This is a genomic window from Bordetella genomosp. 8 (genome assembly GCF_002119685.1).
Lineage (GTDB): Bacteria > Pseudomonadota > Gammaproteobacteria > Burkholderiales > Burkholderiaceae_B > Bordetella_C.
In genome coordinates, this window is the sequence record NZ_CP021108.1 from 1,954,259 (window position 1) to 1,977,616 (window position 23,358).

Consider the following 23,358-nt stretch of genomic DNA (forward strand, 5'->3'; position numbering starts at 1 on the left):
CCGCACCGCCGCGGCTGCGCGGGCCGCCGCGCCCCGGGGGCGCCGATGTGGCACACTTGCCCGGCTTCCCCGCGCGCGTCCGGCGATCCGCCGCCCGCGCGTTCGAATCGACGATCGACGAATCGACAATAAACACCAGAGACACATGCGCATGAAACAGCTCCGTTTGAAGCTCCGTTTGAAGCTCTGTTCCCAGCTCCGTTCGACGCTTCCCTTGCTGATCGCGCTGGCGTGGGCCCCGGCATTCGGCCAGACAGGCACGCACCCCGCCAGCAATCCGCCTTCGATGATGCGCGAACAGGCCGCGCGCGAAGCCTTCATCGACAAGCTGATGAGCCGCATGACGGTGGATGAGAAGATCGGCCAGCTGCGCCTGGTCAGCCTGCCGGCGGGGTCCAATCCGGACAAGCCGAAGTTCATGGCCGATATCACCGCGGGCAGGGCGGGGGCGGTCTTCAACACCGTCACGCCGGACAACATCCGTGTGCTGCAGGACGCGGCCATGCAGAGCCGGCTGAAGATTCCGCTGTTCTTCGCCTACGACGTGATCCACGGCCAGCGCACGATATTCCCGATCGGCCTGGGCCTGGCATCCACCTGGAATCTGGCCGCCATCCGCCAGACCGGCCGGATCTCCGCCATCGAGGCCAGCGCCGATGGCCTGGACGTGACGTGGTCGCCCATGGTCGACATTTCGCGCGATCCGCGCTGGGGCCGTAACTCCGAAGGCTTCGGCGAGGACACTTACCTGACGTCGCGAATAGGCGCGGAGCTGGTCAAGGCCTACCAGGGAGACGACCCCGCCGCGAAGGACAGCATCCTGGCGATGGTCAAGCATTTTGCCGCCTACGGCGCGGTGGAAGGCGGCCGCGACTACAACACCGTCGACATGAGCCCGCAACGCCTGTTCCAGGACTATCTGCCGCCCTACAAGGCGGCGCTGGACGCGGGCGCGGCGGGCGTGATGGTGGCGCTGAATTCGCTGAACGGCGTGCCGGCGACGGGCGACAAATGGCTGCTGCAGGACGTGCTGCGCAAGCAATGGGGCTTCAAGGGCATCACCATCAGCGACCACGGCGCGATCATGGAAATGATCAAGCACGGCGTGGCGGCCGATGGCCGCGACGCCGCCCGCTTGGCGATCACCGCGGGCGCCGACATGAGCATGAGCGACACCATGTACGGCGACAACCTCAAGCCCCTGCTGGAGAGCGGCCGCGTCAGCATGGCCGACCTGGACCGTGCGACGCGCGACGTGCTGCGCGTCAAATACGACCTGGGGCTGTTCCAGGATCCGTATCGCCGCATCGGCCGGCCGGAAAACGATCCGCCCGACGTCAACGCCGAAAGCCGGCTGCACCGCGACGCCGCGCGCCAGGTGGCGCGCGAAAGCCTGGTGCTGCTCAAGAACCAGGGCGGCGTGCTGCCGCTGCGCAAGCAGGGCACCATCGCCGTGGTCGGCCCGCTGGCGAAAAGCCAGCGCGACATGATGGGCAACTGGTCGGCCGCCGGCCGGCCGGAGCAGACGGTGTCGGCCTACCAGGGCATCGCCAATGCCGTCGGCGGCCAGGCGAAGCTGCTGTATGCCAAGGGCGCGAACGTGATCGACGACCCGGAGATCGTCAAGTACCTGAACCTGTACGAGCAGGACGTGGATGTGGACCCGCGCACGCCGGCACAGCTGATCGACGAGGCCGTGGCCGCCGCACGGCAGGCCGACGTGGTGGTCGCGGTGGTCGGCGAGTCGCAAGGCATGGCGCATGAGGCTTCCAGCCGCAGCGATATCGTCATCCCCGACAGCCAGGTGCGCCTGCTGCACGCCCTGAAGGCGACGGGCAAACCGCTGGTGATCGTCCTGATGAACGGACGTCCGCTGGCGCTGACGTGGGAAAACGACAACGCCGATGCGATGCTGGAAACCTGGTTCGCCGGCACCGAGGGGGGCAACGCCGTTGCCGACGTGCTGTTTGGCGACTACAACCCGTCAGGCAAGCTGCCGATGACGTTTCCGCGCTCCGTGGGCCAGATCCCGATCTACTACAGCCATCTGAATACCGGCCGTCCCTTCGATCCCGCGCACCCCGACAAATACACGTCGCGCTATTTCGACGCGCCGAACGGACCGCTGTTTCCCTTCGGTTATGGCCTGAGCTACACCAGCTTCGATCTGTCGCCGGTGACGCTGTCGAGCGCGGACATGCCACGGGGCGGCACGGTGCAGGCCAGCGTGACGGTGACCAACACCGGGCAGCGCGACGGCGCGACGGTGGTGCAGCTGTATGTCCAGGATACCGTGGCGTCCATCAGCCGGCCGGTGAAGGAGCTCAAGCATTTCGAGAAGGTCATGCTGAAGGCCGGCGAATCGCGCAAGGTGTCGTTCACCATCGACGAGGACGACCTCAGCTTCTACAACGCGCAACTGCACTACGGGGCCGAGCCCGGGGCGTTCAACGTCTACGTGGGGCTGGACTCGCAGGACGTCAGGCAGGCCGGCTTCACCCTGCGGTGAACCGCCGGCCGCCCGCCGCGTCAGTGGATCGGCGGATCAGCGGATCAGGTTCAGGAACTCCGCCCGCGTGGCGGCGTTCTGGTGGAATTCGCCCAGCATGACCGAGGTCACCATGGACGAATTCTGCTTTTCCACGCCGCGCATCATCATGCACATGTGTTGCGCTTCGATCACCACCGCGACGCCGGCCGCGCCGGTCACCTGCAGGACGGCTTCGGCGATCTGGCGGCTGAGGTTCTCCTGGATCTGCAGCCGTCGCGCGTACATGTCGACGATGCGCGCGACCTTGGACAGGCCCAGCACCTTGCCGTTGGGCAGGTAGCCCACATGGGCCTTGCCGATGAACGGCAGCATGTGATGCTCGCACAGGGAATACAGCTCGATATTCTTGACCAGCACGATTTCCTTCGTGTCGGAGGAGAACAGCGCGCCGTTGACGATCTCATCCAGATCCTGGCCGTAGCCCCGGCACAGGTACTGCATGGCCTTGGCCGCGCGCAGCGGCGTGTCGCGCAGGCCCTCCCGGGAGGGGTCTTCGCCGAGCTGTTGCAGGATGGCGGTGTAGTGTTCTTCGAGCGACATGGTGTGCAGGGGTAGGCGTGTTTTCGGGGTGTCGGCGGAGTTCCAGCCGCTACGATACCAGCCGCGCCGGGGGCGGGGTATCGCGCGAGGGATACCGGCGCGTGGTGCTTCCGCTTTTGCGTGTGTTTCGTTGCCGGGTGGCTACCGGCCACGCTCGGCCGCCGGCCCGGCCTTCGGGGCGGGCGATGGCGTGATCCTGCTGCACGTGGCGGCCTCGGGCCCGGCCTTGGCATCGGGGCCCAGCAGGGCGCTCGCGCCGCATTGCGAGCCGAACATGCCGCGCTGGTTGTGGCCGACGCCGGCCACTTCATAGGCCTGGTGGACGTTCTGCTTCAGGGCCGGCAGCCACGCTTCGTAGCCGACGTAGGCACGGCCGCGCGCCAGGCGGGTCGCGCCCTGCGCCTCGGCGCCGCAGCGCTTGTCCAGCCAGCGGTGTTCCGGGTTGTTGTCGGCGCCGCCCAGGAGGTAGGTGACGTCGCGCTGCGCGTAGCGGCCAGGCAGCCGTTTCGGATCCGCCACGCGCAGGCCCTGCGGCAGGTGGTCCAGGCCGTAGCGGAAGTCGTTGAAGTCGGGGCACAGGCCGCGGTTGTAGGGGCCGAAGCCGCCATCGCCACGCGGGCGATCGGTCGTGAAATACAGGTAGGAAGACGGGTTGGCGACCACATAGCGCAGCGTCACCCCCCGCTTGCGGACGGTCTCGTCGATATTGTTCAGCACCGCATAGCGCTGCAGCATCTGGGCGCCGGCCGAATGGCCTGCCAGCACCACGCCGCGCAGCGCCGGCAGGTCATGGCGGTCGGCCAGCCATTCCAGCAGGTCGTCCAGCACCGCGAAGGACCCGATCGGTGCCGGGCGGCCGCTGGCTTTCACGCTGTCGCCGCCCGCGATCCAGCGGTCCCGATGCCAGGCCGGCATGTGCTCGAAGCCGCGGTCGATGGGCGCGGCGAATTTCGGCGCGATCACCAGGGTGTCTTCCATCGCGCCGGGGTTCACATCGAGCAGTCCGGCGGCGGTCTGGTAGTAGTGATCGGCGTCCCGCTTGACGCCGTGCAGGATGACGAGGACGCGCGTCACGTGGGCCAGGTTGGCGGCGGTCAGCGGCCGGCTGGCGTAGACGGGAAAGGGGTAGCGGTGGCCCTGCGCGCCCAGTTGCACCGTCTGCCAGGCAGGCGCGGGCGCGCGCGGTGGGCCGCTGTCGTCCTGGGCACGGGCGGAAGCCGCGACGCACAGTGCGAGCAGTAGGCAGATGACCAGGCGCATGACAGGATACCGGCGTAAGAGTAGGGTGTGGGCGGCGTGGCCGCGGCGGTGCGGGGCATTGTAGGCGCGCGTGCGTGGCAAAACGCTGAACGCAATATCAGCCGGACACCGGTTCGCCCCAATATGCCGGATCGGCGTAGGCCTGGCGCAACATGGCGACGAAGGCGCGTACGCGGGCGGGCATGTGCTTGCGTTCCGGGAACATCGCATAAATGCCGTTGGGCGGCGCGCAATACTCGTCCAGCACGGTCTTCAGCCGGCCGCTGGCCAGGTCCTGCTGCACTTCCCACATCGATCGCCAGGCCAGGCCGTAGCCGGCCAGCGTCCATTGGTGCAGCACGCTGCCGTCGCTGCACTCCAGCCGGCCGCCGACGCGGAACGGCGTCAGTTGGTCATTGACGCGGAACAGCCAGCCGCGCGACTGGTTGCCCTGATTGCCGAAGGACAGGCAGTGGTGGGTGGCCAGGTCCGCCGGGGTGCGGGGAATGCCCTGCCGTTCCAGGTAGGCAGGCGCGGCGACGACGACGCGTCGGTTGTCGGCCAGGCGGATGGCGACCATGTCGGAGTCGTCCAGGTCGCCGATGCGCACGGCGCAGTCGTAGCGTTCCTCGATCAGGTCGACCAGGCGGTCGCTCAGGTCCAGGACCACGCTGACGTCCGGGTACTGGTCGGCGAAGCCGGGCAGCAGCGGGGCGACGTGGCGGCGGCCGAAGCCGGCGGGCGCGGTCAGGCGCAGCAGGCCGGTGGGGCGGGCGCTGCCCTGCGCCACCAGGCTTTCGGATTCGTTCAGGTCGCGCAGGATGCGCTGGGCGTCTTCCAGCAGGGTGCCCCCTTCCGCGGTGAGGGACAGGCGGCGGGTGGAGCGCACCAGCAGCTTGACGCCCAGGCGCGCTTCCAGGGCGTCGATGCGGCGCCCGATCATGGCCGGGGCGACGCCTTCCGCCCGGGCGGCGGCCGACAGGCTGCCCAGGGCGGCCACGTCGACGAAGGTCTGCAGTTGCTTGAATCGGTCCACGGTTCATCTTTGACAAAAACTAAAAGATGAATCTACTTTTATATGCTTTTTAATTCAATATCCGCTTCGTACACTGGCGGACACAGCGTTCCCCCTCGGAGACACCCATGTCCTTGAAACTGCCCGCCGGCGTCGCCATCGACGCCCCCATCGAACCCGGCTTCGAAACCGTGCTGACCCACGACGCGCTGGCGCTGGTGGCCGACCTGCATCGCGCTTTCGAGAGCCGGCGGCAGGAGCTGCTGGCCGCCCGCGTGGCGCGCACCAAGCGCCTGGACGCCGGCGAAAAGCCGGATTTCCTGGCCGAAACCCGTTCGGTGCGCGACGGCGACTGGACCATCGCCCCCATTCCGGAAGACCTGAAGTGCCGCCGGGTGGAAATCACCGGCCCGGTCGAGCGGAAGATGGTCATCAATGCCCTGAATTCCGGCGCCGACAGCTATATGACGGACTTCGAGGACTCCAACACGCCCAACTGGCACAACCAGGTCTCCGGCCAGATCAACCTGATGGACGCGGTGCGCCGCACGATCCGCCTGGAGCAGGGCGGCAAGACCTACCAGCTGAATGACAAGACGGCGGTATTGCTGGTGCGTCCGCGCGGCTGGCACCTGGACGAAAAGCACGTCACGGTGGACGGCAAGCGCGTATCCGGTGGCATTTTCGATTTCGCGCTCTATCTTTTCCATAACGCCCGCGAGCTGCTGGCGCGTGGTAGCGGCCCGTACTTCTACCTGCCCAAGATGGAAAGCCATCTGGAAGCCCGGCTGTGGAACGATATTTTCGTCCGGGCCCAGGACGCGTTGGGCATTCCGCAGGGCACGATCAAGGCGACGGTGCTGGTGGAGACCGTCCTGGCCGCCTTCGAGATGGACGAAATCCTGTACGAACTGCGCGATCACAGCGCCGGGCTCAACGCCGGCCGCTGGGACTACATCTTCAGCTGCATCAAGAAGTTCAAGGTCGAACGCGATTTCTGCCTGGCCGATCGCGCCAAGGTCACCATGACCGCGCCTTTCATGCGCGCCTATGCCTTGCTGTTGCTCAAGACCTGCCATCGCCGCAACGCGCCCGCGATCGGCGGCATGAGCGCCTTGATCCCGATCAAGAACGATCCGATCAAGAACGAGCAGGCCATGGCGGGTATCCGTTCCGACAAGACGCGCGACGCCACGGACGGCTATGACGGCGGCTGGGTGGCCCATCCGGGCCTGGTGCCGGTGGCGATGGAGGAGTTCGTCAAGGTGCTGGGCGACGCGCCGAACCAGATCGGCAAGCAGCGTCCGGACGTCGCCGTGACGGCGGCCGACCTGCTGGACTTCCAGCCGGAAGCACCGATCACCGAGGCCGGCCTGCGCATGAACATCAATGTGGGGATCCACTACCTGGGGTCGTGGCTGGACGGCAATGGCTGCGTACCCATCCACAACCTGATGGAAGACGCCGCGACCGCGGAGATCTCCCGCTCCCAGGTCTGGCAGTGGATCCGCTCGCCCAAGGGCGTGCTGGAGGACGGCACCAAGGTCACCGCCGACCTGGTGCGCAAGCTGATTCCCGAGGAACTGGCCAAGGTCCACGACGTGGCGGGGCCCAGCAAGGCCTACGACCGCGCGGCGCAGATCTTCGAGCAGATGAGCACCCAGGACGACTTCGCGGAATTCCTGACGCTACCGCTGTACGAGGAAGTCTGAGCCCGGCCGGGTCACCGTGGGCCTCGTCCCAGCCGATGCCGTACCCAGTCGGTGGCGTCGGTACGCACCGCGTCGCCGATATGCGCCGGGTCGATGGGGTAGTAGTAGCAGTCCAGTGCCCGGCCGTCCACCGTCAGGCGGATCGGCCGGCGCACGAAGCATGAGCCGCCGGCCGGGTCGTATTCCTCGATGGCGTCCATGACCGGCAGCAGGGCCGGATCGATCCGGTAGACGTCCCCCGTCACCGGCACCCCATCGGCATCGGGCAGCAGCCCGGGCCAATCGCCGAAGTCATACAGCCGGCCCGTTACGCTGGCCACGCCCGCGTATTCCGGCGCCGGCAGCCCGGCGCGCGCCGCCGCCCGGGCCAGGTCGTTGATTTCCCCTCGCCGCAGCGTGCCATATACAAAAACGTAGGTGTCCATCGCGTGTCCGTATGGCGTATCGTCATCGCAGGCATTGAAATCCCGCCGGGGAGCCCGCATTTGTAGGACATCGAGCCGGCCGCGCGCCGCGTGCGCGGCAAGGCTCCAACCTTCTACCAATCGACGACATTATGCGATTCGACAAGCTCACCACCAAGTTCCAGCAGGCCTTGGCCGATGCGCAGAGCCTGGCCGCGCGCAACGACCATCCCTACATCGAACCCCTGCACGTGCTTTCCGCCCTGATCGGCGATCCCGAGAGCGGGGCCGTCAGCCTGCTGGCGCGGGCCGGCGTGGCGGTCAACCGCCTGCCGTCGGCCATCGACGCCGCGCTGAAGAACCTGCCTACCGTACAGGGCGAAAGCAACGTGCAGGTCGGCCGCGACCTGCAGAACGTGCTGACCCGCACCGACAAGGAAGCCGCCAAGCGTGGCGATACCTACATTGCCAGCGAGCTCTTCCTGCTGGCGCTGGCCGACGACAAGGGCGAGGCCGGCCGTATCCTGCGCGAAGCCGGCCTGCAGAAAAAGGCCCTGGAAGCGGCCATCGATGCCGTGCGCGGCGGTGAAGCCGTGCAGGGCGCCGAAGGCGAATCCAATCGCCAGGCGCTGGCCAAGTACACCATGGACCTGACCGACCGCGCCCGCCAGGGCAAGCTGGACCCGGTCATCGGCCGCGACGACGAAATCCGCCGCACCATCCAGATCCTGCAGCGCCGCACCAAGAACAATCCCGTGCTGATCGGCGAACCCGGCGTCGGCAAGACCGCCATCGTCGAAGGCCTGGCGCAGCGCATCGTCAACGACGAAGTGCCGGAAAGCCTGCGCGGGAAGCGCGTCCTGTCGTTGGACATGGCCGCGCTGCTGGCCGGTGCCAAGTTCCGTGGCGAATTCGAGGAGCGCCTGAAGTCCGTGCTGAAAGAGCTGTCGCAGGACGATGGCAGCAGCATCGTGTTCATCGACGAGCTGCACACCATGGTCGGCGCCGGCAAGGCGGAAGGCGCGATGGACGCCGGCAACATGCTCAAGCCCGCCCTGGCGCGCGGCGAGCTGCACTGCATCGGCGCCACCACCCTGGACGAATACCGCAAGTACATCGAAAAGGATGCCGCGCTGGAGCGCCGCTTCCAGAAGGTGCTGGTGGACGAACCCGATGTGGAATCCACCATCGCCATCCTGCGCGGGTTGCAGGAACGCTATGAACTGCACCACGGCGTGGAGATTACCGATCCCGCCATTGTGGCGGCGGCGGAACTGTCGCACCGCTACATCACCGACCGGTTCCTGCCGGACAAGGCCATCGACCTGATCGATGAAGCCGCCGCGCGCATCCGCATGGAAATCGATTCCAAGCCCGAGGTGATGGACCGGCTCGACCGTCGCATCATCCAGCTGAAGATCGAGCGCGAGGCCGTCAAGAAGGAGTCGGACGAAGGCTCCAAGCGCCGCCTGGGCGTGATCGAGGACGAGCTGGAAAAGCTCCAGCGCGAGTACAACGATTTCGAGGAAATCTGGAAGGCCGAGAAGGCCGCCGTGCAGGGCAGCCAGGCCATCAAGGAAGAGATCGACCAGGTCCGCGCCGAGATGGCCGAGCTGCAGCGCAAGGGCCAGTTCGACAAGCTGGCCGAGCTCCAGTACGGCAAGCTGCCTGAACTGGAAGCGCGGCTGCAATCGGCGGAAAACAGCGCCCAGCAGGCCGAGCAGGGCGACCGGCCGCGGCTGCTGCGCACACAGGTCGGCGCCGAGGAAATCGCCGAGGTCGTGTCGCGCGCCACCGGTATCCCGGTGTCCAAGATGATGCAGGGCGAGCGCGAAAAGCTGCTGGACATGGAAGATTTCCTGCACCGCCGCGTGGTGGGCCAGGACGAGGCCGTGCGGCTGGTGTCCGACGCCATCCGGCGCTCGCGCGCCGGCCTGTCCGATCCGTCGCGCCCCTATGGTTCCTTCCTGTTCCTGGGGCCCACCGGCGTGGGCAAGACCGAGCTGACGCGCGCGCTGGCGGACTTCCTGTTCGACTCCGAAGAGCACATGATCCGCATCGACATGAGCGAGTTCATGGAAAAGCATTCGGTGGCCCGCCTGATCGGCGCGCCTCCGGGCTATGTCGGCTATGAGGAAGGCGGCTACCTGACGGAAGCCGTGCGCCGCAAGCCGTACAGCGTGATCCTGCTGGACGAAGTGGAAAAGGCGCATCCGGACGTGTTCAACGTGCTGCTGCAAGTGCTGGACGACGGTCGCCTGACCGACGGCCAGGGCCGTACGGTGGACTTCCGCAACACGGTGATCGTGATGACGTCCAACCTGGGTTCGCAGCATATCCAGACGATGGCCGGCAAGCCCTACGAGGTCATCAAGGAAGTGGTGTGGGATGAGCTGAAGCAGTCCTTCCGGCCGGAGTTCCTGAACCGGATCGACGAGGTCGTCGTCTTCCATGGCCTGGAGTCGCAGCACATCGAGTCCATCGCCCGCATCCAGCTCAAGCGGCTCGCCGCCCGCCTGGAAAAGCAGGAGATGCAGCTGGAAGTGTCCGACGCCGCGCTGGCGGAAATCGCCCGGGCCGGCTTCGATCCGGTGTTCGGTGCGCGTCCCTTGAAGCGCGCCATCCAGCAGCAGATCGAAAACCCGGTCGCCAGGCTGATCCTGGAAGGCCGCTTCGGTCCGCGCGACGTGGTGCCGGTGGACGTCCGCGACGGCAAGCTGGTGTTCGAACGAACGCTGCAGTGACGCCGCAGCAGGCCATGGAAAAGGCGCCGCTTACGCGGCGCCTTTTTTTATATCACCAGCTCGATCAGGAACGGCCCTTTGCGCCGGTTCGCCGTGGCGAAAAGATCGGCGAATTTTTCTATCGTATCTGCCTGCGCGGCCTCCACGCCCATGCCATTGGCGATCTTCACCCATTCCAGGTTGGGACGGGTCAGGTCCAGCATGTCCAGGGCGGTCTTGCCGGCGGCCGCGCCCACGCCCTGCAGCTCGCCCAGCAGGATCGCGTACTTGCGATTGGCCAGGATGACGGTGGTGACGTCCAGCTGCTCGCGCGCCTGCGTCCACAGCGCCTGCACGGTGTACATGGCCGATCCATCCGCCTGCAGCGAAACGATGCGCCGGCCCGGCGCGCCGATGGCCGCGCCCGTCGCCAGCGGCAGGCCGTTGCCGATGGCGCCGCCCGTGATCTGCAGCCAATCGTGCGGCGCGGCGTTCGCCGTGCCAGGATAGAACGCGCGCCCGAAGCTGACGCCTTCGTCGACGACCACGGCGTGTTCCGGCAGGAGGGCGGCGACGGTCTGCGCCACGGCTTCCGACGTGACGGCGCCGCGCGCAGGCTCGACGGCCACGCGCTCGATGAAGGGGGCGTCGGCACGCGCATCCAGCGCATCGGCCAGCCGGGTGAGGGCATCCAGGGCGTCCTGGTCTTCGCGCGCCAGCACGTGTATGTCGCAGTCGTCCGGATACATGCGCGCGGGCTTGTCCGGGTAGGCGAAGAAGGCCACCGGGGCCTTGGCGCCCACCAGGATCACATGCTTGACGCCTTTGAGGGCGGCTACGGCGGGCTCCACGGCGTAGGGCAGGCGCGTGACCGGAAAACGCCCCGCGCCGCGCTCGATGCGGCGGTTGGACGTCGGCGCCATGACGCGTGCGCCGGTTTTCTGTGCGATGCGTCCCGCCGCGGCAAGCGGGTCCGCGCGCAGCGCCGCGTTACCTACGAACAGTACGGCCGGCTCGCCCGCGCGCAACACGCGCGCGATGGCGGCTATCGCGCCTTCGTCGGCGCGGGTGGCGGGCGGCGGCGCCAGCGGTTCGGCGACGACGCCGCCTGCATTCCAGCAGGTATCCGAAGGCGCGATCAGCGTCGCGATCTGGCCCGGCGCGGTGCGCGCGGCCTGCACGGCTGCCGCCGCGTCGCGGCCTATCGTGGCGGCCTCCGTGGCGGTACGCGTCCAGGCGGACACCGGGCGCGCCCAGCCTTCGGTGTCGGCCGTCAACGGCGCGTCCAGTGGGCGGTGATGCGTGGCCTGGTCGCCGACGATGTTGACGATGGATGAATTGGCGCGCCGCGCGTTGTGCAGGTTGGACAGGCCGTTGGCCAGGCCCGGCCCGCAATGCAGCAGGGTGGCGGCCGGCTTGCCGGCCATGCGGGCATAGCCGTCGGCGGCGCCGGTGACCACGCCTTCGGCCAGGGCCAGCACGCAACGCATGCCGGGAATGCGGTCCAGCGCCGAGACGAAGTGCATTTCACTGGTGCCGGGATTGGCAAAACAGGTGTCGATTCCACTCTTGAGTAGCGTGTGGACCAGGCTTTCAGCGCCGTTCATACTGTCCTTTCAGGATTCTTCGTCGGCCAGCAGGGTTTCCTGCCGCACCAGGCCGTCCTTGCCGTAAAACTTCACGCCGATATAGATGCGGTCGCGGCCCTGCGAACGGCGATGGCGGTTGGTATCGCGCAGCGAATAGACGCAGCCGCAATACTCCTGTTGGTAGAAGTTTTCGCGCTTGCTGATTTCGATCATGCGCTGCGAACCGCCGCCCTTGCGCCAGTTGTAGGTCCAGTAGACCAGTTCCGGGTAGCGCGCCGCGGCCCGCTCGCCACAGCCGTTGATCTGGTTCATGTCCTTCCAGCGCGAGATCCCCAGCGAACTGGTGATCGTGTCGTAGCCGTGCTCGTGCGCGTACAACGCCGTGCGTTCGAAACGCATATCGAAGCAGGCCGTGCAGCGTGGGCCGCGTTCGGGCTCGTTCTCCATGCCCTTGACGCGTTCGAACCAGTTATCCATGTCGTAGTCGGCATCGATGAACTCGATGCCGTGTTTTTCCGCGAAGCGGATGTTTTCCTGCTTGCGGATCTCGTACTCTTTGACCGGATGGATATTCGGGTTGTAGAAGTAGATCGCGTAATCGATGCCGGAAGCATGCATGGCTTCCATGACTTCGCCCGAACAGGGCGCGCAGCACGAGTGCAGCAGCACTTTGCGGCGGCCTTCGGGCAGTTCCAATTGCGGACGGGCGGGGCGGCGGTCGGGTTCGGACATAGGCGGATTATATTGCGCGGCGCCTCAGGGCCGGGTCTGGGCCGGCACGCCGGGCTCGTCCCCCAATACGGCGTCCCACAGGCGGCGCACGGCGTCGCGCTCCGTGGCCAGCAGCCCGGGCGCGACCCGCGCCTTTTCCTGGCCCTGCAGCCGTAGCTGATGCTGCATGCGGCGCAGGGTGCGATAGGCGTCGGCCGCCTGCGCCGCGATGCCGGCGTCGATCAGGCCGACGCGGGCGGCGATCCCCAGCAGGGCGATATTGCCCAGGTTGTCCACCAGCACCGGATGCGCGGCGGCCTGGGTCAGCACCAGGTATTGGGTGACGAATTCGACGTCCACCATGCCGCCCCGGTCGTGCTTGAGGTCGAACTTGTCGGTCTTGTTGGGATGTCCGGCGCTGATCTTTTCGCGCATGGACAGGACTTCGCGGCGAACCGCGGCGGCATCGCGCGGCTGCAGCAGGATTTCCCTGCGCACCGCCTCGAAACTCGCGCCCACGGCCGCGTCGCCGGCGGCGTAGCGGGCGCGCGTCAGCGCCTGGTGTTCCCACACCCACGCATGCTTGCGCTGGTATTCGGCGAAGCCTTCCACCGATACCGCCAGCAATCCGGCTTCTCCGTCGGGCCGCAGGCGCAGGTCGGTTTCGTACAGGCGTCCGGAAGAAGTCATGGTGGACAGCCAGGACGTCATGCGCCGGCCCAGCCTGGCGTAGACCTCGGCCGCGTCGTCGCGCGGATCGTCATACAGGAAGACCATGTCCAGGTCGGAGACGTAGCCCAATTCCTTGCCGCCCAGCTTGCCATAGGCGATGACGGCGAAATGGGGCTGGGCGTCCGGCAGCTTGTTGACGAGTACCCAGACCCGCCGCAGCGTCTCGGCCAGCAGCAGGTCGGCCAATGCCGATAGCTGGTCCGCCAGTTTTTCGACGCTGAGCTCGCCTTCCAGGTCCTGCGCCAGCAGCTGGAAGCTGGCCTGCCGCTGGACGTCGCGCATCAGGTTCATCTGCCGCTCGACGTCGGGGCTGCCATCGGGCAGCAGGCAGGCATCCAGGTCGGCGGCCAGTTGGCGCGCCATCGCGCCGAAGTCCAGCGGCTCGTGCAGGGTGCGCCAGTCGATCAGGCTGTCGAGCAGCAGGGGGTGCTGCGTCAGGTATTGCGCGGCCCAGGGGCTGGCCGCCATCATGCGGGCGACGCGCGCCAGCGTGTCGGGGTATTCGGCCAGCAGCGCCAGGTAGGCGCTGCGTTGCGCGATCGTTTCGATCAGGTCGAACAGCCGCGCGGCGGCGGCCGCGGGCGCGCCGGTGCGGGCGGCGGCCCGCAGCGCCATGGGCAACAGGCTATCGACCCGCTGGCGGCTGGCCTGCGGCAGGGTGCGCAGGCGCGGGCTGTCCAGCAAGCCGCGCACGCGGCCCTTCAGTTGCGCGGCATCCTCGCCGTACAGGGCCGCGATTTCATCGAGCAGGGCGGTTTCCAGGTCGTCGTCGTCCGCGCCGTGCGACGCGCCGCCGCCGTTGCTGGCATTCCCGCCGTTGCCGCCGGCCGCGGCCTGCCGGCCAGGCGAACCATTCGTGCCGTTGTTTCCATTCGACCCATTCGTCCCATCGCCGTCGCCCACCCCGGCCAGCCGGAAAGCGTTCCGAAAGGTATCCTCCACGAACGCCCGATGCCCGGCCAGCGTGCGCTCGAAATCGTCCGGCTCCATGCGCATCGCCGCCGCCAGCGTGGCGCGTTGCGCCGGGTCCGCGGGCAGCAGGTGGGTCTGCTCATCCTCGCGGTATTGCAGCGCGTGTTCGACGCGCCGCAGGAAGCGATAGGCGGCTTCGAGGCGGGCCGCGTCTTCGGCCGGAATCAGGCCCGCGTCCCGTTCGCAGTGCAGGGCGGCCAGCAGTCCCCGCACCTGCAGCGCCGGCATGCGGCCGCCCCGGATCAACTGGGACAACTGCACGACGAATTCGATCTCGCGTATCCCGCCATCCCCGAGCTTGATATTGAGCGCGCTGTCCATGCCGTTGCGGGCCAGTGCGCGCCGTTCCCAATCCAGCCGTATGCGCTCACGCAGGGCGCGCAGGGCGGCCAGGGCGTCGAAATCGAAGTACTTGCGGTAGACGAAAGGCTGGCGCAGGCTTTCCATCTGGCGCAGCTGCGCTTCCGGGTCGCTGCCGGCGAAGGCGCGCGCGGGCATGGACCGCGCCTTCAGCCAGGCATAGCGTTCCCACTCGCGTCCCTGGCCGACCAGATAGTGTTCGAAGGCATCCAGGCTCCAGGCCAGCGGTCCCCCGTCGCCATCGGGACGCAGGCGCAGATCGGTGCGGAACACGTGCCCGTTGGCATCCCGTTCGGACAGGACGGGCATCATGCGCTGCGTCAGCCGGCCATAGAACTCGTGATTGCTCAGCCGGCGCGGGCCCGGGGTATCGCCTTCCTCGCCATACAGCATGACCAGGTCGATGTCCGACGACACATTCAATTCCTGGCCGCCCAGCTTGCCCATGCCCATGATCAGCATTTCCTGCGGCTGCCCGGTCGTGGGGTCGATGGGGGTGCCGTGCACGGCCGTCAGGTCGGCGGCCACGCTGCGATAGGCTTCGCCCACCGCCAGGTCGGCCAGCGCCGTCATGGCGCCCACGACTTCCTCGAGCGTCGCCGCGCCGCCCAGGTCCCGCACCATCGCCGCGCAGAAGACCCGTTCGCGCAGCCGCCGCAGCACGGCGCGGCATTCCGGCACGGCAAGCACGCCCGTATTGCCGCCGGCCAGCTCGTCGCGCCAGGCCTGCAACACGTCCGCGCTCAACGCGCGCGTGGCGCCTTCGTCGCGCAGCCACGCGCGCAGGTCGGGTCTGGCATCCAGCGTGCGCCGCAGGTGGCCAGACCAGGCCAGGGCGATGTCGAACGCGGGCTCGCCGATCGCAGTGGCGGTGGCTGAAGGCGGAAGAGAACTGGAGGAAAAGGTCGACATGGATGGATAAAAGTCGCGCTGACGCCCGGAAACATTTCAGGTATAAGGGGACGATACTTCAAGACATACATACTCGCCCAAGAAACGTGCGTTTGCCCTTCAAATTTCTCCGCGGTCTTCTCTGGAGTATCTGGATAGTCTATGTCGCCGCCGCGGTGGGTTTGCTGGGGCTGCGCTATTTCGTGCTGCCGCGCATCGACCAGTGGCGTCCGCAGATCGAGCGCTACGCCAGCGAGGCGATCGGCGCGCCGGTGCGCATCGGCCATATCGAAGCCAACTGGAGCCGGCTCAACCCGCGCCTGACGCTGACCGGTGTCGAAATCGCCGACGGCGCCGGCGCCCCGGTGCTCAGCCTGCCGGCGGTCGACGCCGTGCTGGCGTGGCGCAGCATCCTGAACCGCGAACCCCGGCTGCTATTCCTGCAGGCCGACGGCCTGGACCTGACCCTGCGGCGCGACCGCGACGATCGCCTGTGGGTGGCGGGCCAGTCCTTTTCGCTGTCCGATACGGACGCGGACGATGGCAGCCGTTCCGTGGCCTTGCGGTGGCTGGCCCGGCAGCGCGAAATCGTGCTCCGCCATGCCACGGTGCGCTGGGTGGACGAGTCGCGCGCGGCGCCCGAACTGGTGCTGAGCGATGCCAGCTTCGTGGTGCTGAACGGCGCGCTGTCGCATCGCTTTTCCCTGCAGGCGCGGCCGCCTGGCGTGCTGGCGGCGGGCCTGACCTTGCGCGGCGAAGTCGAACGGTCCATCTTCAGCCGCCATCCCATGGACCTGGCGAGCTGGCATGGACAGGTCTATGCCGAGCTCGGCGACGGCGAGCCGGCCGCGTGGGCGCCGTGGCTGGACCTGCCGCCATTGCAGGGCCGCATGGCCGCGCGGGCGTGGATGCAGGTCGACGGGCGCAAGCTCGGTACGGTGACCATGGACCTGGTCGCCCGCGGCCTGGGCTGGCGCTGGCAGGATGGCGTCGCGGCGTCGGCGGGCACGGTGCGGGCGCGCCTGGAAGGCCTTCCAGGCGACCTTGCCCGTGACGGCCATTTCCCCGCCCTGGCCCGTAGCGCCAATGGCGACGGGCTGGCCTTGCGCGGGGCCGCCACCCAGGTCAGGACTGACCTGCCCGGCATCATCGAACAGCCGCGGCTGGCGCTGGCGGCCGTCCAGCTGGACACGACCGCGCGCCGCTCGCGCGATGGCATCCTGGGCCTGGAACTGCGCGATTTCCAGGCGGCCAACGAGGACCTCGACGTACGCCTGCAAGGCAAGTGGGAAGCGCGCGGCGCGACCGACGCGGGCACCGCCGACATCCAGGGCACCCTGCGCCGCGCCACCATGAGCGCCATCCACCGCTACCTGCCGCTATCGGTGTCCGAGGACGCCAGGCAATGGCTGGCGCAAGGCCTGCAGGCGGGGCTGGTGCACGATGCCGGCCTGGTGCTGCGCGGCGACCTGAGCGACTTTCCATTTTCCCAGTCCGGCCAGAACGGGCGTTTTCATATCGGCGGCCCCTTCGTCGGCGCGACGGTCGATTACGCGCCGGCCACGAGCGGCCGCAAGGCCTGGCCCGCGATACTGGGCATGGACGGCAACTTCTCCATAGAAGGCGCTTCCCTGAGCCTGGAGGCCAAGCCGGGCGCCACGCTGCGTCCCGGCGACGATCGCGATGCGGCGGCGTCCGGACCCATCCGCCTGGGGGCGGTCGGCGCCACCATCCCCGACATGGAAGAAAACGCCGAGCTCTATCTGCAAGGCGATGCGCAAGGCCAGGTTCCCGCCTTCCTGTCCATGACCAACAATTCGCCGCTGGGCGGCCTGCTGGAAAACCGCCTGGCGCAGGCCAGGGGCAAGGGCCTCTGGCAGGTGGCGCTGGCGCTGAGGGTGCCCCTGCTACACACCGACGACACGACCGTGCAGGGTTCGCTTTCCTTCAACGACAACGAGTTCACGCTGTACCCGCAGTTGCCGCCACTGACGCAATTGCGCGGCATGCTCGAGTTCACCGAGGAAGACCTGCGTGCGCGCGACGTGCAGGCGCAGTTCCTGGGCGGCCCGCTGAAGGTCAGCGGCGGCCTGCTGGATACGCGCAACGGGCTGCGCTTCGACGGACAGGTGACCGGCGCCGCGCTGGCGCAACTGGTGCGCGCGCCGGCGATGTCCAGGCTTTCCGGTCGCGCCGCCGTGCGCGGCAAGCTGCTGTATTTCCGCGGCGGACGGGTGGACGTGACGATGGAATCCGACCTGGCGGGCATGGCCATCGACATGCCGGCGCCCGTGGGCAAGACCGCCGGCGCCACGTTGCCATTGCGGGTGCAATGGAGTCCGGCCGCCGGTTCGGGCGGCAAGGATAGGGACTGGCTGACGGCCAGCCTGGGCACGCCCTCGGGTGATAACGTCAACCTGCTGCTGGAACGCGATCCGGCAGAAAAACGCTGGACGTTCGCGCGTGGCGCCCTGGCCGCCAACCAACCGGCCACGCTGCCCGCGCAAGGCATGAGCGTGCGCCTGAATCTGCCGGACATCGACGTGGACGGTTGGCAGGACGTGATGGACGGCTTCGACACGCCGCCCCCGGCCGCCGCCCGGGGCAGGCGCGCGCCGGAGGTGCCGCTGTTGCCGCCGCCCGATACGATCGCGCTGGAGACGCCGCGCCTGCGCGTGGCGGGCGTGACCCTGAACGACCTGAAGCTGAACGCGGTGCATCCGGCCCCCGCGCAATGGCGGGTGGACATCCAGTCCAGGCAGGCCGCCGGCGCCGTGACCTGGCGTGAAGCCTCGGGCGCCATCGCCGGCCAGGTGACGGCGCGCTTCAAATACCTGTCGCTGGGCGAGGAGGGCGTCGACCAGGGCTCGGATGACGAGTCATCGGGCGACGACCTGAAGGACATCCCCGCGATCGACCTGCAAGCCGATACGTTGCGCTTCTACGGCAAGGACCTGGGTTCGCTGCGCGTGGTTGGCACGAATGTGGAGCGCGGACAACGCTGGCGCCTGGATACGCTGCGCATCGCCAGCGCCGACGCCACGCTGGACGCCAGCGGTTTCTGGCGCCTCAGCGGGCGGGACCGCGGTCTGACGGTCGATGCGACCGCGAAGTGGGACGATTTCGGCAAGCTGCTGACGCGCCTGGGCTGGGCCGATATGGCGGCCGGCGGCGCCGGTACGGCGGAAGGCAAGCTGACGTGGCTGGACCTGCCCTGGTCGCACAAGGTCGACGCGATAGACGGCAACCTGAAACTGCGCATGGACAAGGGCCGCCTGCTGCATCTGAATTCGCGCACCGCGCGGTTGCTGGAGCTGCTGTCGATGCAATCGTTGCAGCGCCTGGCCAAGCTGGAGCTGAATCCGGTCAACCTGTTCCGCGACGGCTTTCCCTTCGATTCGATACGCGCTCGTTTCAGCGTATCCAAGGGTGTAATCCGCACCGACGACTACAAGGTGAACGGCCCCGTCGCCGCCATCGTCCTGTCGGGCAGCAGCAGCATCATCGACGAGACCTGGGACCTGAAAGCGGTGGTGATCCCCAACCTGGACGCCAGCGGCGCCGCCGTGGCCACGGCGCTCGCCGTGAACCCCCTGCTGGGCCTGGGCGCATTCGTGACGCAATGGCTGCTGAAATACCCGCTCGCCCGCGCCATGACCGTCCAGTACGCCGTCACCGGCCCATGGGGCGACCCCAAGGTCTCGCCCATCGACGGCCCCCTGCCCGCCAGCGAAGCCGGCGAACCCCCACCCAAGGACCCGATCGAACACTGACCCGGGACGCGCGGATCCGGCTCCGCCGGTCCCACAGTGCCCCACGCAAAAGAGAAGCACGCAAAAAACAGATGCCCCCCGATCCGGGACGCGCGGATCCGGCTCCGCCGGTCCGCAGCGTCGCCCCCCTGGGGGGGAAGCGCGCAGCGCTTCGGGGGGACTACTTCTTCATCATGTCGAAGAATTCGGCGTTCGACTTCGTCACGCGCATCTTGTCCAGGATGAATTCCATGGCCTGGATTTCGTCCATGTCGTGGATGAACTTGCGCAGCACCCAGACCTTCTGCAGCAGCTCGGGCTTGATCAGCAGTTCCTCGCGGCGCGTGCCCGACTTGTTCAGGTTGATGGACGGGTAGACGCGCTTTTCCGCCAGACGGCGTTCCAGGTGCACTTCCGAGTTGCCGGTGCCCTTGAATTCTTCGTAGATGACTTCGTCCATGCGGCTGCCGGTTTCGATCAGCGCCGTGCCGATGATGGTCAGCGAGCCGCCTTCTTCCACGTTGCGCGCCGCGCCGAAGAAGCGCTTGGGCCGCTGCAGCGCATTGGCGTCCACGCCGCCCGTCAGCACCTTGCCGGAGGCCGGCACCACGGTGTTGTAGGCCCGCGCCAGGCGGGTGATCGAGTCCAGCAGGATCACCACGTCCTTCTTCAGCTCGACCAGCCGCTTGGCCTTCTCGATCACCATTTCCGCCACCTGCACGTGGCGCGTGGCCGGTTCGTCGAAGGTCGACGCCACGACTTCGCCGCGCACCGTGCGCTGCATTTCGGTGACTTCTTCCGGCCGCTCGTCCACCAGCAGGACGATCATGGTGGCGTCGGGGAAGTTGCTGGTGATGGCATGCGCGATATGCTGCATCATCACCGTCTTGCCGGACTTGGGGCTGGCGACGATCAGGCCGCGCTGGCCCTTGCCGATCGGAGCGAAGATGTCCAGGATGCGCCCGGTCAGGTTTTCCTCGCTCTTGATGTCCCGCTCCAGCCGCATCGCCTGGTTGGGATGCAGCGGCGTCAGGTTCTCGAACATGATCCGGTGCTTGATCGCTTCCGGCGGCAGCCCGTTGACCTTGTCCACCTTTACCAGCGCGAAATAACGCTCGCCATCCTTGGGCGTACGCACCTCGCCTTCGATCGAGTCGCCGGTATGCAGGTTGAAGCGGCGGATCTGCGACGGCGAAATATAGATATCGTCGGTGCTCGCCAGGTACGACGTATCCGGCGATCGCAGGAAACCGAAACCATCCGGCAGGACTTCCAGCACGCCGTCGCCGAAGATCTGCTCGCCCTGCTTGGCGCGCTTCTTCATGATGGCGAACATCAGCTCCTGCTTGCGCAGGCGGTTGGCGTTCTCGATTTCCAGGGAGGCGGCAAGTTCCAGCAATTTGGAGACGTGTTGCGCCTTTAGTTCATTCAGGTGCATTGCGTTGAAGTATCGGGGGAGGGAAAGAGGGAGAGGGCGGCGGGCCACGGACGGGCCCGCGCGGCGGAACGAACGCAGATTACAAGGCGCTGTCCAGGAAGGCGGTAAGCTGGGACTTGGACATCGCGCCGACCTTGGTGGCGGCCGCCTTGCCGTCCTTGAAGAGCATCAGGGTGGGGATGCCGCGGATACCGTACTTGGCGGGCGTATCGCCGTTTTCGTCGACGTTGAGCTTGGCGATCGCGACGCGGCCGGCGTATTCCTTGGCCACTTCTTCCAGGATGGGGGCGATCATCTTGCAGGGGCCGCACCATTCCGCCCAGTAATCCACCAGGACGGGGACGTCGGCCTTCAAAACGTCGGCATCGAAGCTGGCGTCGCTGACATGCTTGATTTGGTCACTCATGACTGTTCTCGTTGCTTTGCGGCGGGGAGGCGTGCTTCGACCCGCCATTCTGAGTTGGCAGGATTAAAGCATACCACTGTCCATCCGAACAGGCCCGTCGCCGCGCGGGTCGCGGGTTTTTGTGTAGGATAACCAGCCTCGCGGCAGGGGCGGCTGGTTCCGACGGCCCCGTTTTCCAGGCGCGCGCTACCCGCTACTCCCTGTGACGGCAGGGGTGTCCCACCAAGGATGATCAGGATTTGCGCATCCTACCCCGCGCGGCGCCAATGCTGGCTCTTTACTTAGAATGTCGGTTTTTTTCCACAGAGGTTGGGGATAACTTGGCCACTCCACGTTATACAGAGGCGTCCATCCGGGTCCTGAAGGGCCTGGAGCCCGTGCGGCAGCGCCCGGGCATGTACACCCGCACCGAAAATCCCCTGCACATCGTGCAGGAAGTCATCGATAACGCCGCCGATGAAGCGCTGGCCGGCAACGGCAAGCACATCCAGGTGATCCTGCATGCCGACGGCAGCGTCTCGGTCGAGGACGACGGCCGCGGCATTCCGGTAGGCATGCACCCGGAAGAAAACGCCCCCGTGGTGGAGCTGGTGTTCACGCGCCTGCACGCCGGCGGCAAGTTCGACAAGCAGGGCGGCGGGGCGTATGCGTTCTCCGGCGGCCTGCACGGGGTGGGCGTGTCGGTCACCAATGCGCTGGCCACCCGGCTGGAAGTCATCGTGTGGCGCGACGGCGGGGTGCACCGCATGCTGTTTCGCGACGGCGAGGTCGCCGAACCGCTGGTGCCGTTCACCGGTGTCGCCAAGAAGAAGTCGGGCACCCGCGTCCGCGTCTGGCCCGACCCCAAGTATTTCGACAGCCCCAATATCCCGCTCGCCGAACTGACGCAGTTGCTGCGCAGCAAGGCGGTATTGCTGCCCGGCACGCGCGTGACGCTGACCGTGGAAAAGACCGGCGATACCAAGACCTGGCTGTACGAAGACGGCCTGCGCGGCTATCTCACGGAAGCCCTGGGCGGCGCCGAGCTGATGATACCCATGTTCGAGGGCAGCCAGTACGCCGGCGCCGACCACGACACCTTCGCCGAAGGCGAGGGCGCGCAATGGGTGGTGGCCTGGACCGAGGACGGCAATGCCGTGCGCGAGTCCTACGTGAACCTGATTCCCACGCCGGCCGGCGGCACGCATGAATCCGGCCTGCGCGAAGGCCTGTTCGCCGCAGTCAAGGGCTTCGCCGAACTGCACAGCCTGCTGCCCAAGGGCGTCAAGCTGCTGCCGGAAGACGTGTTCGCGCGCGCCAGCTTCGTGCTGTCGGCCAAGGTGCTGGACCCGCAGTTCCAGGGCCAGATCAAGGAAAGGCTGAACAGCCGCGACGCGGTGCGCCTGGTCGGCGGCTTCACGCGCGGCGCGCTGGACCTCTGGCTGCACAGCAACGTCGAATACGGCCGCAAGCTGGCGGAGCTGGCCATCCGGCAGGCGCAGGCGCGCGCGCGTTCCGCGCAACGCGTCGAAAAGCGCAAGAGCTCCGGTGTGGCGGTGTTGCCTGGCAAGCTCACGGATTGCGAATCGAGCGATGTCTCGCGTACCGAGGTCTTCCTGGTGGAAGGCGATTCGGCCGGCGGTTCGGCCAAGATGGGCCGCGACAAGGAATTCCAGGCCATCCTGCCGCTGCGGGGCAAGGTACTGAATTCCTGGGAAGTCGAACGCGACCGCCTGTTTGCCAACAACGAAATCCATGACATCGCGGTGGCCATCGGCGTCGACCCGCACGGGCCGAACGACACGCCGGACCTGTCCGGGCTGCGCTACGGGCGCATCTGCATCCTGTCCGACGCGGACGTCGACGGCTCGCACATACAGGTGCTGCTGCTGACCTTGTTCTACAAGCATTTTCCCAAGCTGGTGGAAGCCGGGAACGTCTATGTGGCGCGGCCGCCGCTGTTTCGCGTCGACGTGCCGGCGCAGGGCAAGCGCCCGGCGCGCAAGGTCTATTGCCTGGACGCCGGCGAACTCGAGGCGGTGCAGGACAAGCTGCGCAAGGAAGGCCAGCGCGAAGGCAGCTGGAGCATCAGCCGCTTCAAGGGCCTGGGCGAAATGAGCCCCGAGCAGTTGTGGGAAACCACGATGAATCCGGATACGCGGCGCCTGCTGCCGGTCAGCTACGGCGACCTGGATCCCGAGCAGACCACGCGCGTGTTCGACATGCTCATGGGCAAGGGGGAATCGGCGCAGCGCCGTTCCTGGCTGGAAGAAAAAGGCAATCTCGCCGAACTGGATATCTGATGCCGCATGCCGCGCCGGTGTTCACGGCGCGGCATCGCAAT

General features: G+C 67.2%; 14 protein-coding genes. 5 read left to right on the forward strand and 9 right to left on the reverse strand.

The window, feature by feature from the left end:
* The first annotated feature begins 151 nt into the window (after positions 1-151).
* Positions 152-2,509 carry a beta-glucosidase BglX gene (gene bglX / locus CAL12_RS09010; protein WP_086067770.1) on the forward strand — a complete coding sequence of 786 codons (2,358 nt, stop codon included), beginning with the start codon at positions 152-154 and terminating at the stop codon, positions 2,507-2,509.
* Positions 2,510-2,545: 36 nt separating this feature from the next.
* On the opposite strand, the gene folE is transcribed toward bglX, so the two are convergent.
* The 3 genes from folE to CAL12_RS09025 form a co-directional block, all read right to left on the reverse strand.
* Complete coding sequence (gene folE / locus CAL12_RS09015) at positions 2,546-3,091, reverse strand: GTP cyclohydrolase I FolE (RefSeq protein ID WP_086064177.1); 546 nt, start codon at positions 3,089-3,091, stop codon at positions 2,546-2,548.
* Positions 3,092-3,232: 141 nt separating this feature from the next.
* Positions 3,233-4,351, reverse strand: a complete 1,119-nt coding sequence (locus CAL12_RS09020; RefSeq protein ID WP_086064178.1) for a hypothetical protein — start codon at positions 4,349-4,351, stop codon at positions 3,233-3,235.
* 97 nt (positions 4,352-4,448) lie between these two features.
* Positions 4,449-5,366 (reverse strand): LysR family transcriptional regulator, encoded by a 918-nt coding sequence (locus CAL12_RS09025; protein WP_086064179.1) that lies wholly within the window; start codon positions 5,364-5,366, stop codon positions 4,449-4,451.
* 107 nt (positions 5,367-5,473) lie between these two features.
* Here CAL12_RS09025 and aceB point away from each other — a divergent pair, with 107 nt between their 5' ends.
* Positions 5,474-7,057: a malate synthase A gene (gene aceB, locus CAL12_RS09030; RefSeq protein WP_086064180.1), complete on the forward strand. Its 1,584-nt coding sequence runs from the start codon at positions 5,474-5,476 to the stop codon at positions 7,055-7,057.
* An 11-nt stretch (positions 7,058-7,068) separates the two neighbouring features.
* On the opposite strand, the gene CAL12_RS09035 is transcribed toward aceB, so the two are convergent.
* Positions 7,069-7,482: a gamma-glutamylcyclotransferase family protein gene (locus CAL12_RS09035; protein WP_086064181.1), complete on the reverse strand. Its 414-nt coding sequence runs from the start codon at positions 7,480-7,482 to the stop codon at positions 7,069-7,071.
* A 131-nt stretch (positions 7,483-7,613) separates the two neighbouring features.
* On the opposite strand from CAL12_RS09035, the gene clpB reads away from it, so the two are divergent.
* Positions 7,614-10,205 carry an ATP-dependent chaperone ClpB gene (gene clpB, locus CAL12_RS09040; RefSeq protein WP_086064182.1) on the forward strand — a complete coding sequence of 864 codons (2,592 nt, stop codon included), beginning with the start codon at positions 7,614-7,616 and terminating at the stop codon, positions 10,203-10,205.
* Between the two features lie 47 nt (positions 10,206-10,252).
* Here clpB and CAL12_RS09045 read toward each other — a convergent pair whose 3' ends face one another.
* Genes CAL12_RS09045 through glnE form a run of 3 tightly spaced genes read right to left on the reverse strand, consistent with a single transcriptional unit; the run spans position 10,253 to position 15,460 of the window.
* Entirely contained in the window at positions 10,253-11,791 is a 1,539-nt protein-coding gene (locus CAL12_RS09045; RefSeq protein WP_086064183.1) for an acetolactate synthase large subunit, read from the reverse strand.
* Positions 11,792-11,800: 9 nt separating this feature from the next.
* The gene (locus tag CAL12_RS09050; RefSeq protein ID WP_086064184.1) at positions 11,801-12,505 is read right to left on the reverse strand and encodes an epoxyqueuosine reductase QueH; all 705 of its coding nucleotides are present in this window, start codon (positions 12,503-12,505) and stop codon (positions 11,801-11,803) included.
* Between the two features lie 24 nt (positions 12,506-12,529).
* A complete protein-coding gene (gene glnE, locus CAL12_RS09055; RefSeq protein WP_086064185.1) occupies positions 12,530-15,460 on the reverse strand; it encodes a bifunctional [glutamate--ammonia ligase]-adenylyl-L-tyrosine phosphorylase/[glutamate--ammonia-ligase] adenylyltransferase in 2,931 nt (976 codons plus the stop codon).
* Between the two features lie 86 nt (positions 15,461-15,546).
* On the opposite strand from glnE, the gene CAL12_RS09060 reads away from it, so the two are divergent.
* Complete coding sequence (locus CAL12_RS09060) at positions 15,547-19,212, forward strand: YhdP family protein (protein ID WP_232464752.1); 3,666 nt, start codon at positions 15,547-15,549, stop codon at positions 19,210-19,212.
* Positions 19,213-19,372: 160 nt separating this feature from the next.
* Here the strand turns inward: CAL12_RS09060 and rho are convergent, their stop codons facing one another.
* A complete protein-coding gene (gene rho, locus CAL12_RS09065; RefSeq protein WP_086064187.1) occupies positions 19,373-20,629 on the reverse strand; it encodes a transcription termination factor Rho in 1,257 nt (418 codons plus the stop codon).
* Positions 20,630-20,708: 79 nt separating this feature from the next.
* The gene (gene trxA / locus CAL12_RS09070; RefSeq protein ID WP_086064188.1) at positions 20,709-21,035 is read right to left on the reverse strand and encodes a thioredoxin TrxA; all 327 of its coding nucleotides are present in this window, start codon (positions 21,033-21,035) and stop codon (positions 20,709-20,711) included.
* Positions 21,036-21,355: 320 nt separating this feature from the next.
* On the opposite strand from trxA, the gene CAL12_RS09075 reads away from it, so the two are divergent.
* Positions 21,356-23,317 (forward strand): DNA topoisomerase IV subunit B, encoded by a 1,962-nt coding sequence (locus CAL12_RS09075; RefSeq protein ID WP_232464753.1) that lies wholly within the window; start codon positions 21,356-21,358, stop codon positions 23,315-23,317.
* The last annotated feature ends 41 nt before the right edge of the window (positions 23,318-23,358 follow it).